12 protein-coding genes are annotated in these 12,683 nt (G+C 71.4%); 3 read left to right on the top strand and 9 right to left on the bottom strand.

Translation table 11 applies throughout. From position 1 onward, the window contains the following. The first annotated feature begins 66 nt into the window (after positions 1-66). The 3 genes from NUG20_RS16985 to NUG20_RS16975 are packed head-to-tail and all read left to right on the top strand — an operon-like array spanning position 67 to position 3,003. Positions 67-612 carry a YecA/YgfB family protein gene (locus NUG20_RS16985; protein WP_263395600.1) on the top strand — a complete coding sequence of 182 codons (546 nt, stop codon included), beginning with the start codon at positions 67-69 and terminating at the stop codon, positions 610-612. 3 nt (positions 613-615) lie between these two features. Next, complete coding sequence (locus tag NUG20_RS16980) at positions 616-1,941, top strand: aminopeptidase P N-terminal domain-containing protein (protein WP_263395599.1); 1,326 nt, start codon at positions 616-618, stop codon at positions 1,939-1,941. Between the two features lie 57 nt (positions 1,942-1,998). Beyond that, the gene (locus tag NUG20_RS16975) at positions 1,999-3,003 is read left to right on the top strand and encodes a hypothetical protein (RefSeq protein WP_263395598.1); all 1,005 of its coding nucleotides are present in this window, start codon (positions 1,999-2,001) and stop codon (positions 3,001-3,003) included. A gap of 234 nt (positions 3,004-3,237) precedes the next feature. On the opposite strand, the gene NUG20_RS16970 is transcribed toward NUG20_RS16975, so the two are convergent. From NUG20_RS16970 to rph, 9 genes are all read right to left on the bottom strand, one after another. Further along, a complete protein-coding gene (locus NUG20_RS16970; protein ID WP_263395597.1) occupies positions 3,238-3,873 on the bottom strand; it encodes a cytochrome b in 636 nt (211 codons plus the stop codon). 34 nt (positions 3,874-3,907) lie between these two features. Next, positions 3,908-4,501 (bottom strand): TetR/AcrR family transcriptional regulator, encoded by a 594-nt coding sequence (locus tag NUG20_RS16965; protein WP_263395596.1) that lies wholly within the window; start codon positions 4,499-4,501, stop codon positions 3,908-3,910. Positions 4,502-5,038: 537 nt separating this feature from the next. After that, positions 5,039-6,367, bottom strand: coding sequence for a Xaa-Pro dipeptidase (gene pepQ / locus NUG20_RS16960; protein ID WP_263395595.1), 1,329 nt, complete (start codon positions 6,365-6,367; stop codon positions 5,039-5,041). A 346-nt stretch (positions 6,368-6,713) separates the two neighbouring features. Beyond that, the gene (locus NUG20_RS16955; protein ID WP_263395594.1) at positions 6,714-7,055 is read right to left on the bottom strand and encodes a PilZ domain-containing protein; all 342 of its coding nucleotides are present in this window, start codon (positions 7,053-7,055) and stop codon (positions 6,714-6,716) included. Further along, a complete protein-coding gene (locus NUG20_RS16950; protein WP_263395593.1) occupies positions 7,052-9,574 on the bottom strand; it encodes a DUF1631 domain-containing protein in 2,523 nt (840 codons plus the stop codon). Before NUG20_RS16950 ends, NUG20_RS16955 begins: the two co-directional genes overlap by 4 nt. Positions 9,575-9,661: 87 nt before the next feature. Next, positions 9,662-10,819 carry a radical SAM family heme chaperone HemW gene (gene hemW / locus NUG20_RS16945; protein ID WP_263395592.1) on the bottom strand — a complete coding sequence of 386 codons (1,158 nt, stop codon included), beginning with the start codon at positions 10,817-10,819 and terminating at the stop codon, positions 9,662-9,664. Between the two features lie 147 nt (positions 10,820-10,966). Further along, on the bottom strand, positions 10,967-11,560 hold the full coding sequence (gene rdgB / locus NUG20_RS16940) for an RdgB/HAM1 family non-canonical purine NTP pyrophosphatase (protein ID WP_263395591.1): 594 nt from the start codon (positions 11,558-11,560) through the stop codon (positions 10,967-10,969). Then, positions 11,557-11,949 carry a VOC family protein gene (locus tag NUG20_RS16935; RefSeq protein ID WP_185815386.1) on the bottom strand — a complete coding sequence of 131 codons (393 nt, stop codon included), beginning with the start codon at positions 11,947-11,949 and terminating at the stop codon, positions 11,557-11,559. Before NUG20_RS16935 ends, rdgB begins: the two co-directional genes overlap by 4 nt. Then, positions 11,946-12,671 carry a ribonuclease PH gene (rph, locus tag NUG20_RS16930; protein WP_263395590.1) on the bottom strand — a complete coding sequence of 242 codons (726 nt, stop codon included), beginning with the start codon at positions 12,669-12,671 and terminating at the stop codon, positions 11,946-11,948. Before rph ends, NUG20_RS16935 begins: the two co-directional genes overlap by 4 nt. Positions 12,672-12,683 lie beyond the last annotated feature (12 nt).

Here is a 12,683-nt window from a genome sequence, read left to right as displayed (position 1 = left end):
CACTGCGCGGCCCGATCCACCGCTGCGCCCCGCTCCGGCGATCGGCGCCCAACAGGCCTTGCGTCCATGACCGAACTTCCCACCGCCGACGACGTCCACCAAGCCAGCCAGCAGCTGGGCCTGGCCGCGTCGGCGGCCGAACTCCACGGCGCGTTGTGCGGCTGGCTGGCCGGCGGCGGCGCCGACCTGGCGGCCTGGCCGGCGGCGGTGCTGGCCGATGCCGGCGTCGCCACGCCGCGCCCCGGCGATGCGCTGGACCGGCTGCGCGAGGCCACCGTCGCGCAGCTAGAGGACCGTGATTTCGCCTTCGACCTGGTGCTGGCCGACGCCGACGCGCCGTTGTCCGAACGCGCCGACGGCCTGTTCGACTGGTGCCGCGGCTTTCTCGGCGGCTTCGGGCTGGCCGCCGGCGCCAAGCCGCCGTTGTCCGAAGAAGGCGAGGAGGCGCTGCAGGACCTGGCGCGGCTGGCGCAGGCCAGCACCGACGATTTCGACAGCGCCGACGAGGACGAGGACGCGCTGGCCGAGATCGAGGAATTCGTGCGCGTGGCGGCCTTGCTGCTGCACAGCGACTGCGTGCTTGGCCCGCGCCACCGGCAACGCCTGAACTGAGCGATGAAGCGACTCACCGGGATCGGCGCGGGCGAATACGCGCGCCGGCGCAGACACCTGATGGACATGGCCGGCGAGCACGCCATCCTGGTGCTGCCGAGCGCGCCGGAACGGGTGCGCAGCCACGACACCCACTACCCGTACCGGCAGGACTCGGATTTCTGGTACCTGTGCGGCTTCCCCGAGCCGGAGGCGGTGCTGGTGCTGGTGCCGGGCCGCAAGCACGGCGAGGCGCTGCTGTTCTGCCGCGAGCGCGACCCCGAGCGCGAGGCCTGGGACGGCCCGCGCGCCGGCCAGGAAGGCGCGGTCGAGCGCTACGGCATGGACGATGCGTACCCGATCGAGGACCTCGACGAGATCCTGCCCGGGCTGCTGGAAGGCCGTTCGCGGGTGTACTACCACTTCGGCCGCGACATCGACTTCGACCTCAAGCTGATCGGCTGGGTCAAGCGCGTGCGCGAACAGGTGCGGCACGGCGCGCAGCCGCCGCACGAGTTCCTGGAGCTGGGCCACCTGCTGCACGAGCAGCGCCTGTTCAAGTCGCGCGACGAGATCGCGCTGATGCAGGTGGCCGCCGACCTGAGCGTGGAGGGGCATCGCGCGGCGATGCGGCTGGCGCGCGCGGGCGTCCACGAATACCAGTTGCAGGCGGAGATCGAGCGCGAATTTCGTGCCGGCGATGCCTGGCCGGCCTACGGCAGCATCGTCGGCACCGGCGCCAACGCCTGCGTGCTGCATTACCGCGCCAACGCCGCGCGCCTGCGCGACGGCGAGCTGGTGCTGATCGACGCCGGCGCCGAGTACCGCGGCTATGCCGCCGACATCACCCGCACCTTCCCGGTGAGCGGCCGCTTCAGCGCCGAACAGCGCGCGCTGCACGACCTGGTCGGCGCCGCGCACGCGGCGGCGCTGGTGCAGGCGCGGCCGGGCGTGGCCTACGAGGCCGGACACCTGGCCGCGGTGCAGACCCTCACCGAGGGCCTGCTGCGCCTGGGGCTGCTCAAGGGCAGCGTGGAGCAGAACCTGGCCAGCGGCGACTACCGGCGCTTCTACCGGCACAAGACCGGGCACTGGCTGGGCCTGGACGTGCACGACGTCGGCGACTACAAGCTGGCCGGCGAATCGCGCCTGCTGGAGCCGGGCATGGTGTTCACCATCGAGCCCGGCCTGTACGTCTCGCCCGACGACAAGGAGGTCGATGCGAAGTGGCGCGGCATCGGCATCCGGACCGAGGACGACGTGCTGATCACCGACGACGGCCACCGCGTGCTGACCGCCGCGCTGGCGCGCAGCGCCGAGGAGATCGAGGCGGAGATGGCCGCGCGCTGACGTCGCTTGCGCGCTTGTCGTCCGCTGCGCACAGTGTGCAGGTACGAGGGGTGGGGGATGATCTTGAAGAACATGATGTCGGGAGTGCTCGCGGCAGCGCTGTGGCTTGCAGCCAGCGCGGGCGCGGTGCCGCAGGCGCACGATGCGGCGCCCGCGCCCGCGCCAGCGCCGGCCAGCGTGGCGGCCGGCGTTCCCAGCATGGCGCTGGCCGATCTGGAAACGCTGTTGTCGGTGCGCTCCGTGCCTGCGGCCCGCGAGCAGCTGTTGGCGCAGTTGGTGGCGCTGGCCCGCAACGGCGACGGCGCTTCGGCCTTCTACCTCGGCGTGCTCTACCGCCATGGCGATGCCCATCCGGCGCATCTGGTGCAGCGCGACGACGATACCGCGCGCTACTGGCTGGAAACATGCCTCGGGATGACACGGTGTCCGTTGCTGGCGCTCGCCTCGCTGGCGGAACTGGAACTGTCCGCGGGCAACGCCAAGCCGGCGATGCAGTGGGCGCAGGCCTGGATCGCACTGGATCGCGAGCTCACGGCGCGCGAACGCGAGGCCAGCGGCCGCACGCTTCGGCCCAGCCAGCTCAATCGCGATACCGCGTATCACGCCTATCTGCTGGAGCGGTGCTACGCCGCCATGCCGTCGGGCGACCGCAACGCGATCGGCCTGGCCTGGTTCAACGAACTTCGGCTGCAGCGGGGCAAGGTGCTGGACCGCATGCTGTTCGCGCAGATCGACGCGCTGCACGCGCAGGACACGGGCGAGAGCGCCGGGCTTGCGCCACGCGCCGAGAACCAGCGGCGCAAGACCGTGCGCGATAGCCCGATGGACCTGCCGGTCACCCCGGCGTTGACCCTGTTCCTGCTCCGCGGCAACCCGCAAGGCGGACGTCCCGAGTCGTCGCTGGTGATCGAGGCATTGCCGTCGCCGAGCGCGGCGCGCGGACTCGAGGCGTTGGCGCGAGATTTCAAGACCGCGCCGTATCCTGCTGCGGCGGGGCAGCGGCGCTACGACACGGTGCCCATGAGCTTCAATCGCGGCCCTTATGCGTTGACCGGCAAGTAATGATTCGGCGGTGAGGCCGCAGCAGCGACAGCGCGTGGGTCATGTTCTCGGGATCGCTGTCGGTGCGGACCATTTCGGCGCTCACGCCTGCGCGCTGAATGCGCCGCGTCGCGCGAGGATCTGCGCGTGCTCGGCCTCAACGGGAAGTACCGCCTTCTTGCTGCGCTGGCCGCTGCCGGCGGGCAAACCGGCCCTGCTGCCTGACGTGTGATCCGTGCAGCCGGACGTCGCTGCTCAGGGCGCCGGAGTGCCGCTCTCGCCGACCGCTGCGGACGCAGGCGCAGCGCGCGCCGTCCGCCACGGCAGCATGCGCGCGAGCACGTCGTCGCGGCGCACCCAGTGGTGGAACAGCGCTGCGGCGACGTGCAGCGCGACCACCAGCCACGCGATCCATTTGCCGATGAAGTGATGCACGACATCGATGGGCGCCTCGAACGCTTCCCAGCTGAGCGCGAAGCGCTGGCTGATCCACGCGAACAGCCGGGTGTCGTTGAACCCGGTGACGCGGAATAGGCCGACGTCGGTGTCGGCACCGGTGCCCACGTAACCGGTCAGCGGCATGACGATCAGCAGGGCGTACAGGCCCCAGTGCGCCGCATGCGCGAGCCGGTGTTCCAGCGGCGATCCCGGCGGATCGTCCGGCTGCACGTCCAGCCACCGCCACAGCAGCCGCGGCAGCACCAGGAAGCCGACCAGCAGGCCGAGCACCCAGTGGAGGTTGAGCACCGGCAAGGACGCGTCGGAGGTGTCGTCCATGAACCAGATGACGTAGTAGACGACCACGTAGGCGCCGATGAACGCGGCGGCGGTGGTCCAATGGAACAGCTTGGCCACGAAGCCGAAGCGGTGTGCGGTGGTGCGCCATTGCATGAGGGGAATCCTGGCAGCGTGCGGATGCGATCGTTCAGCGGGCGAGCAGGCTGCCGAGCAGCCGTTCCAGGCCGTCGAGCGCATCGGCCAGGCGCGCCTGCTGGTCGCCCTCCGGTTCGGCGATCCAGAACGAGGCTTCGGTGATGGCGCCGTAGAGCATGCGCGCCATCACTCCCGCATGCAGCGGCGCCACCGTGCCGGCGGCGATCAGGGTCTCGAGCGAGGCCTGCAATGCGCCGATCCCTACCGACTGCGCGGCCGGCGGGACGTCGCCGAACACGGCGCGCGCGTCCTGCAGGATGATGCGGCGGATCTCCGGCTCCAGCGCCAGTTCCAGATAGGTGCGGCAGCGGCGGCGAAACCCCTCCCACGGCGAGGGCGCCGCATCGGACACCGCCTGCAGGCGTGCGCCGACCTCGACCTCGATCTGTTCGATGACCGCGGTCAGCAGCCCTTCCTTGCCGTTGAAGTGGTGGTAGAGCGCGCCGCGGGTCAGGCCTGCCTCGGCAGTGAAGTCGTCCATCGAGGTGTGCGCGAAGCCTTGCGCGGCGAACGCGCGCCGCGCCGCCGCCAGCAGCTTGGCGCGGGTGTCCTCGATCATTTCGGTGCGGGAGCGGCGGCGTGGCATGCGGTGGCCAGTTGACATACGCAGCGTATGTTATTTTCATACGTCGCGTATGTCAATTTAGCTGTGCGCTTGGCGGCGCGCGATCGGGAAGCAGCGGTCCGTTGGCTGGTGGGCGATCCGCGGCGGCTGGCGCCGCGTGTCGTAGGCGGTGCCGCGATGTCTTCTCGCCCTCCGCAAGGACATGCGATCAGCGGCTACGAGCGGCCCTTTCCTTGGTGCATGCATCGGCTTGCGCTGGCCGTCGTCGGATAGCCGAAGCGTTCGCTTCCACGCGCGGCATCAGTCCAGCACCGGCACGTTGCGCTTCGCGCGGGCAAATAGAACAGCGTTGGGCGTCATGGATACCGCCATCCCCGCTCATAGGCCGGCGTCATTCGCGGGTACTGCGGGCTTGCCGGTAGACGCAGCAGGCAGCCGCGGTACGCTCATTGCGCGCTGGCGGCAACGAGCCTCCGTGCCGCCAGCTGCCCAGAAACCCGAGGGAAGGCCGGCAGTCTCGCCGTGCTTGCGCTGCCCGACGAACAACATGCGTGGCGGTCAGGCTGCCGCGGCGAACGCCGGGCGGGTCAGGTTCTCCGGATCGCCGTCGGTGCAGGCCACCTCGTCCTCGATGCGGATGCCGCCGTAGGGCTTGAACTGCGCCACGCGCGCCCAGTCGATGCTGGCGGCGTGGCCGGCCTGTTTGGCTTCGTCCAGCAGCATGTCGATGAAGTACACGCCCGGTTCGATGGTCACCACCATGCCCGGTTCCAGCACGCGGGTCATGCGCAGGTAGGGATGGCCGGCGGGGCGCTCGATGCGGCCGCCGCGGTCGCTGGCGGCGAAGCCGGCCACGTCGTGCACCTGCAGGCCGATCGGGTGGCCGAGCCCGTGCGGGAAGAACGCGGCACTGACGCCGGTGGCCAGCGCGGCTTCCGGCGACACGGTGATCACCCCGAAGTCCTTGAGCACGCCCATCAGCGCCAGGTGCGCGTCGATGTGCAGCTGCTTGTAGTCCACGCCGGCGCGCACGCCCTGGCCCATGCGGAGTTGCGCGGCGTCGACCGCGTCGATCAGCGCCTGGAACTCGCTGCCGGTGTCGGCGGCGTAGCTGCGGGTGATGTCGCTGGCGTAGCCGTGCGCGGAGGCGCCGGCATCGATCAGGAAGCTGCGCCGCTGCGCCGGCGCCTGCCGCTCCAGTTCGGTGTAGTGCAGTACCGCGCCGTGCTCGTTGAGCGCAATGATGTTCCCGTACGGCAGGTCGTTGGCGTCCTGGCCGACCGCGCCGCAATAGGCCATGTGGATCTCGAACTCGCTGCGGCCGTCGCGGAACGCGGCTTCGGCGGCGCGGTGGCCGCGCACCGCCAGGTGCTGCGCCTGGCGCATCAGCGCCAGTTCGTAGGCGGTCTTGTAGGCGCGGTGGTACTCCAGGTACTGGACCACCGCGTCGGGATTGTTCGGCACGTAGTCGCCCAGCGCGCTCTGCGCCTCGCCCAGGATCGCGCAGCGCGCCGCCGGCGCGGGCAGCAGCGCCAGCGCCTCTTCCGGGCTGCGGATGACGTGGATGTCGCAATGCTCCACCCACCAGCCGTTCGGCGCAGCCGGCACCACGTGCCAGTAGTCGCGCGGCTGGTGGAAGATCACCTGTGGGCGGCGCCCGGGCGTGTACACCAGCCAGCTGTTCGGCACCCGGGTCAACGGCAGCCAGGCCTTGAACTGCGGGTTCACCGCGTACGGATAGTCGCGGTCGTCGAACAGCTGGTAGTGCAGGGTGCCGCTGGGCACGAGCAGATGGTCGAAGCCGCCGCGCGCCAGCGCGGTGTCGGCGCGTTGCGCCAGCGTGCGCAGGTGGTCGGCATACAGGGCGCTGGGGTCGTGCTGGATCATGGCGAAGGCTCGGTCGGCGATGCGAAAGACAGGCGCCCAGTTTGCCGCAAACGTCGCGGCGCTTGCCAACGCGATCGGCGCCAGCGCCGCTCCAGGAGCGAGGAGGGCGTGGCGCCGCGATCGGGATTTGTGGGGAGTCGCTCCCCCAGGTTGGTCGGCGGCGGGCATGTGCCACGACGTCACGTTCGTGCGTAGTGCGCACCTGTTCAAGCTGCGCCTGCAGCAGGCCACGGACTGGTGGTGGAGTAGGCTTCAGTCCAGCGTCCGCCAACCGCTCGGCTTTGCTTGTCTCATCGGTGTTGCTTCCGCACCATGTCGCCGGCGATGCGGACAGGTGCCCAATGCGCTACCCGGCCGGCCCCGCCTTGATCCACTGCCGCAGCAGTTCGCGGTGCGCGGGCGAGATGGTCAGGAAGCGGAAGCCGGCCCAGGACTGGCCCGGCGCATGCGAACGTTCGCTCCACAGCAGGTGCACGCCGACGTCGATCTGGGTGTCGCGGCCGAGTTGCGGGATCGCGAAGCGCAACTGGTACAGCGCGTCGTCGTGCAGCGGGGCCGACGCCAGCAGCAGCATGCCGCTCTCGGACACGTTGCCGAGCCGGCCGACCACGGCGTCTTCCATCATGTCCAGCACCGGCACCATGTCCGGGACCTGTCGGCGCGGCGAGCGGCGGGCTTCGGCGATCATGCGTCCTCCAGGGGGGCGTTGGGCGCAGGCGCGCCGGCCAGGGTGCGCAGCGCGCGCACGGTGGCGTGCCAGGCGCGGTCGATCAGCCGCGCGCGGTCTTCGGTGACGATCCGCGCCTGGCCCTGCGCCAGCAACCGCGACAGCGCGTCCAGCGAGTATTCGGCGGTCTTGTGCCCGCGCTGGTTGACGAACAGCGCGCGATCGGTGATCGGGCTGTACCAGGACAGGCGCTGCCGTTTCAGGTCGCCCTGCTGATTGGTGACGAACTCGAACCAGGTGCCGAACGGCAGGCTGCGCAAGCGCGCGTACGCGGCCTGCTCGGTCTCGTTGCGCGGCGCCAGCAGCGGACGCTCGTCCTCGCCCTGGTCGCCGAGGCGGGTGCGCGACTTGAGCCTGGCGCTGAGTTCGGTGCGCGAGACCAGTTCGTCGCCGCCGCCCGGGGTGGACAGGCGCCGCGCGATCGCGGCGGCTTCGTCCTGGTGGTAGCCCACCTGCAACAAGGCGCTGCGCACCTCGTCGGCCAGGCCGGTATCGGGATCGCCACCGTTGTCGCGACAACTGACCTCGGCGATGCACTGGGTCAGCTGCTGGCGCTCGCGCCACGCTTCCGAGTCCTCGCCCTGGCGCAGCAGGGTCAGGGTCAGTACGTCGGACCAGGCCTGCTTCAGCAGCGCCTGCACGAACTTGGGCGGCTGCCAGGTCCGGCACAGGTCGTCCAGCGTGGCATTGGCCAACTGCTTGGCCACCTCCAGCCGCTCCTTGCCGCGTGCGGCCTCGATGTGCCGGCGCTCGGCGATCTCGGCCTTGTGCGCCAGCGCGCGGTACTGCGCTTGGATGTCCTGGTGGGCCTGTTCGAAGACGCTCTCGTCGCCTTCGTAGTCTTCGACCACCCGGTCCACGGTCTGGTTCAGCTTCAACAGCAGTTGCGGATCGGTGTCTTCTTCGCCGAGCCAGGTCGCGCCGGATTCGGCGACCGCGTTGAGCAGTTCGCGCGCCGGATGCTGGTGGCGCACGAAGAACGCGGGATCCTGCAGCGCGGCGCGCACCAGCGGCACCTGCAGGCGTTCCAGCAGCGCGGCGGCGGGCGCTTCGCTGCGCACTTCGCGCTCGACCTCGGCGTAGAGCAGGCCGAGCAGTTCGAAGGTGTCGGCATCCTGCGGCGCCAGCGCGGCCTGCGCGCCATGCTCGGCGCGCAGCGTGGCCAGCAAGGCGGCCTGGACGTCGCGCACCTGGCGGCGGCCGCGCAGTCCGGCCTGCGCGCTGTGCGCGGGCGGCTGCGCCTGCAACTCGCCCAGCGCCTGCAGCAGCGAAGCGGTCGGCACGGCGGGGGCAGTGGCGTTGGCGGCTGCCGCGGACGTGCCGGTCGCCGCGGTGGTGCGTGGCGTGGCCGGCATCGCGGGGCCGTCCGCGGCGGGTGTCGTCGCGGCGGGCTGGCCGCCGGCCGATGTGGCATGCGCAGTGTCGGCCGGCGCCGCTGCCGCCGCACGGTCGCGCGCGACGGCCAGCAGTTGGCGCAGCGTGGCCAGGTCGGTCGGTTCGCTGCCGGTCGCCGCCGCCGCCGGGGTGGTGGCCGCCGTCGCCGCGGCGCCGGACGCGCGCTGCTGCGCTGCGGCTGCGGCTGCGGGTGGCGGGCCTGGTGTGGCTGGCATCGCCGGCATGCCGGGCCGGGCCTCGCTGGCCGCTGCACCGGAACTCGGACTGGACCAAGCGCTCGGCGCCGCCTGCCCCGACCATCCGGTGGCCGGGCGCGTGGCGGGGGACGGCCGCGCCGCACCGCGTGCGCCGGCCGCCGGTTCCGCCGGCGGACGCGCCACGTACGGCAAATAGACCAGCCCGGGCAGCACGCCGGCATGGGTCAGCGACACGTTGGCGCGCTCCACGATCTCGCCGTAGCGCGCCAGCACCTGGCGCTCGAAGGCGCGGTACAGGGTCAGTTGCGCGTCCAGCCCCAGCCGCAGTTCCTCGCCGGCCTCGCGCAGGATCCGGCACAGCAGGTGCGGGCCGAGCGGGGTGTGCTCGGCCTCGAACGCCGGCCGCGCGGCGAGCACACCAAAGCGCTGGCCGAGCAGTTGCAGCGGGATGCTGGCGCGCGCGGCCTCGCGCCGGGCGATGTCGTGCAGCACGATGTCGCGGTCGATGTCCACGTCGGCGACCAGGGTCAGCATCTGCATCGCTGCGTTGGCCTTTTCCTGCCGGCGCGGGCCGCTGGGGTCGGGCGGCAGCCGGATCGTGGCCAGCGCCGCTTCCAGCTGCGCCTTGTAGAACGGCGCGAAGCGCTCGCGGCGCGCACGCAGGCCCTGCAGTTCCTGGTAGATGTCCTGTTGCAGCTGGCTGTTGCGCGCACGCTCGGCCTGGTCGAACAGCTCGCGCTCCAGCTCGGCCAGGGTCGCTTGCAGCGGGGCGTCCAGCGCCTGCCACAGCAAGGTCTTGAGCGTGTCCAGGATGTCGCGCACACGCGTGGGCAGGGCGGCCGCAGCGAGCGTCGCCGGGCTGGCCGACGGGGTAGCAGACAATGACATCCTGTGATCGCCGTTTACTTTTCCGGGTCCGGTATGTAGCACGTTTCCGCCGGCGCAACCACGCCGGGGTGCCGCGGCCAGGCGTTTTCAGGCCAGGAACAGGGCGACCACGTCGTTGGTGAAGCGCCGCCCCAGTTCGGTGGGGACGGCGTACCCGGCGTCCACCCGCAGCCAGTCCCGCGCCTGCGCCTGCGCCAGCGCCGGCGCGATCGCCTCCGGCGCCAGGCCGGTGCGTGCGGCGAAGTCGCGCAGCGCGAAGCCGTGGTTCAGGCGCAGCGCGTTGAGCATGTATTCGAACGGGCGCCGTTCGGCCGCGATCCACTCGTCGCCACCGATCGCCGCCGGGGTGCCGGCGGCGGCCAGGAACGCCTGCGGATGCTTGGTCTTCCAGCGGCGCAGGATGCTCTGCTCGGCGCCGGAGCTGATCTTGCCGTGGGCGCCGGCGCCGATGCCCAGGTAGTCGCCGAACTTCCAGTAGTTGAGGTTGTGCGCGCACTGGTAGCCGTCGCGGGCATAGGCGCTGACCTCGTACTGGGCGTAGCCGGCCGCGGCCAGCAGCGCCTGGCAGCGCTCCTGCATGTCCCAGGCGTCGTCGTCCTCCGGGATGCCCTGCGGCGGGCGCGCGGCGAACACCGTGTTCGGCTCCAGGGTCAGCTGGTAGTGGCTGAGGTGGGTCGGCTGCAGCGCCAGCGCGCGGGCGATGTCGGCCTCCGCCCCGGCCAGGGTCTGCTGCGGCAGCGCGTACATCAGGTCCAGGTTGAGGTTGGCGTAGCCGGCGTCCTGCGCCAGCTTCACCGCGCGCTCGGCGTCGGCGCTGTCGTGGATCCGGCCCAGGCGCTGCAGCGCCGCGTCGTCGAAGCTCTGGATGCCGAAGCTGAGCCGGTTGACCCCGGCCGCCAGGTAGCGGTCGAAGCGGCCGTGCTCGGCGGTGCCCGGGTTGGTCTCCAGGGTGATTTCCAGGTTTGGCGCGAAGCGCAGGCGCGCGCTGGCCGCCTGCAGGAAGCGGTCGATCGCTTCGGCCGGAAACAGGCTGGGAGTGCCGCCGCCGAAGAACACGGTCTGCACGGTGCGGCCCCAGACCAGCGGCAGGTCCTGATCCAGGTCGCGGATCAGCGCGTCCACGTAGTCGTCGAACGGCAGCGCGCCCTTGGCCGCATGCGAGTTGAAATCGCAGTACGGGCATTTGCGCACGCACCAGGGCAGGTGCACGTACAGCGACAGCGGGGGCGGGATCAGCGGCGGCATGGGGACAGTGTAGGAGGCGGCAGCGGCAGCGGCGCGTGCGGGCGCGCAGCTTGGGTTTCGGTGGTGGAAGAGGGGCGGTGGCCGCAGCGCCGGCTACGCCCGGGGAGCGGCCGCCAGGCGGAAGCGGTAGCGGTGCTCGCGCGCCCGCTACAGGGACGCCAGGCGCTGCTTCAACAGCGCCAGCGCCTGGCCGCGGTGGCTGATCCGGTTCTTCAGCGCCAGCGGCATCTGCGCCGCGCTCTGGCCGTGCTCGGGGTCGAAGAACACCGGGTCGTAGCCGTGGCCGCCGTCGCCGGCACGCGCGTGCAGGATGCGTCCGCGCCAGCTGCCTTCCACCAGCAGCGGCTGCGGGTCTTCGGCATGCCGCAGCAGCACCAGCACGCAGTAGAAATGCGCGCCACGCTGCGCATCGGGCACTTCGCGCAGGGCGTGCAGCAGCTTGTCGATGTTGGCGTTGGCGTTGCCGTGTTCGCCGGCGTAGCGCGCCGAATACAGGCCGGGCGCGCCGCGCAGGGCGTCCACGCAGATGCCCGAGTCGTCGGCCAGCGCCGGCAGGCCGGTGACCTGCGCGGCGTGGCGCGCCTTGAGCAGCGCGTTCTCGACGAAGGTCAGGCCGGTCTCGTCGGCATCGCGCACCCCGAGCGTGGACTGCGCGACCAGCTCGATGCCGGTGCCGTCGAGCAGCGCATGCAGTTCTTCCAGCTTGCCGGCGTTGCTGCTGGCCAGGACCAGTGTCTTCATTGCTTGGGTTCCAGCAGGTCCCACTTGGTGCCGTACAGGTCGCGGAACACCGCGACCGTGCCATAGGGTTCCGCGCGGGGGGATTCGAGGAACTCCACGCCCTGCGCCAGCATCGCGGCGTGGTCGCGGGCGAAGTCGTCGGTGTACAGGAAGTGGTCCACGCGCCCGCCGGTCTGGTCGCCGATCCGCGCGCGCTGCGCGGCGTCGCCGGGTTCGGCCAGCAGCAGCGCGGCATCGTCGCTGCCGCCCGGGCCGACCACCACCCAGCGCTTGCCGTCGCCGAGCGCCACGTCCTGCAGCAGGGCGAAGCCGAGCTTGCCGGTGTACCAGGCGATCGCCGCGTCGTAGTCGGCCACGACCAGCGTGGTCAATGCGATCCGCCGCTTCACCGCGCCAGTGCCTCGCGCTGGGCGGCAAGCAGCTGGCCGATGCCGGTTTCGGCCAGCGCCAGCAGCGCGTCCAGTTCGTCGCGGCGGAACGCGTGGCCTTCGGCAGTGCCCTGGATTTCGATGAAGCCGCCGCCGTCGTTCATCACCACGTTCATGTCGGTGTCGCAGTCGCTGTCCTCGGCGTAGTCCAGGTCCAGCACCGGAGTGCCGCGGTAGACGCCGACCGACACCGCGGCGACCGCGCCGAGCACCACCGGCTTCTTCAGGTCGCCGCGCTTCTGCAGCCAGTTCACCGCGTCCATCAGCGCCACGTAGGCGCCGGTGATCGCCGCGGTGCGGGTGCCGCCGTCGGCCTGCAGCACGTCGCAGTCCAGGGTGATGGTGCGCTCGCCGAGCGCGTTGCGGTCTACGCAGGCGCGCAGCGCGCGGCCGATCAGGCGCTGGATCTCCAGCGTGCGCCCGCCCTGCTTGCCGCGCGCGGCCTCGCGGTCCGAGCGCGAATGGGTGGCGCGCGGCAGCATGCCGTATTCGGCGGTGATCCAGCCTTCGCCCTTGCCGCGCAGGAAGCCGGGCACGCGGTTCTCGACGCTGGCGTTGCACAGCACGCGGGTGTCGCCGAAGCTGACCAGCACCGAACCTTCGGCGTGGCGGGTGAAGGCGCGTTCGATGCGCACCGGGCGCAGCTGATCGGCCGTGCGGCCACTGGGACGGGAAAAGGACATGGGGTTCGATCC

Origin of the sequence: Xanthomonas sp. CFBP 8443, from assembly GCF_025666195.1 — a bacterium.
Lineage (GTDB): Bacteria > Pseudomonadota > Gammaproteobacteria > Xanthomonadales > Xanthomonadaceae > Xanthomonas_A.
The sequence above is the reverse complement of the archived record's forward strand: the minus strand, read 5'-3'. Positions and strand labels throughout refer to the sequence as shown.

Coding starts and splice junctions, on each gene's coding strand:
- NUG20_RS16985 (WP_263395600.1), top strand. CDS start 67: ATGACCGAACTTCCCACCGCCGACGACGTCCACCAAGCCAGCCAGCAG.
- NUG20_RS16980 (WP_263395599.1), top strand. CDS start 616: ATGAAGCGACTCACCGGGATCGGCGCGGGCGAATACGCGCGCCGGCGC.
- NUG20_RS16975 (WP_263395598.1), top strand. CDS start 1,999: ATGATCTTGAAGAACATGATGTCGGGAGTGCTCGCGGCAGCGCTGTGG.
- NUG20_RS16970 (WP_263395597.1), bottom strand. CDS start 3,873: ATGCAATGGCGCACCACCGCACACCGCTTCGGCTTCGTGGCCAAGCTG.
- NUG20_RS16965 (WP_263395596.1), bottom strand. CDS start 4,501: ATGCCACGCCGCCGCTCCCGCACCGAAATGATCGAGGACACCCGCGCC.
- pepQ (WP_263395595.1), bottom strand. CDS start 6,367: ATGATCCAGCACGACCCCAGCGCCCTGTATGCCGACCACCTGCGCACG.
- NUG20_RS16955 (WP_263395594.1), bottom strand. CDS start 7,055: ATGATCGCCGAAGCCCGCCGCTCGCCGCGCCGACAGGTCCCGGACATG.
- NUG20_RS16950 (WP_263395593.1), bottom strand. CDS start 9,574: ATGTCATTGTCTGCTACCCCGTCGGCCAGCCCGGCGACGCTCGCTGCG.
- hemW (WP_263395592.1), bottom strand. CDS start 10,819: ATGCCGCCGCTGATCCCGCCCCCGCTGTCGCTGTACGTGCACCTGCCC.
- rdgB (WP_263395591.1), bottom strand. CDS start 11,560: ATGAAGACACTGGTCCTGGCCAGCAGCAACGCCGGCAAGCTGGAAGAA.
- rph (WP_263395590.1), bottom strand. CDS start 12,671: ATGTCCTTTTCCCGTCCCAGTGGCCGCACGGCCGATCAGCTGCGCCCG.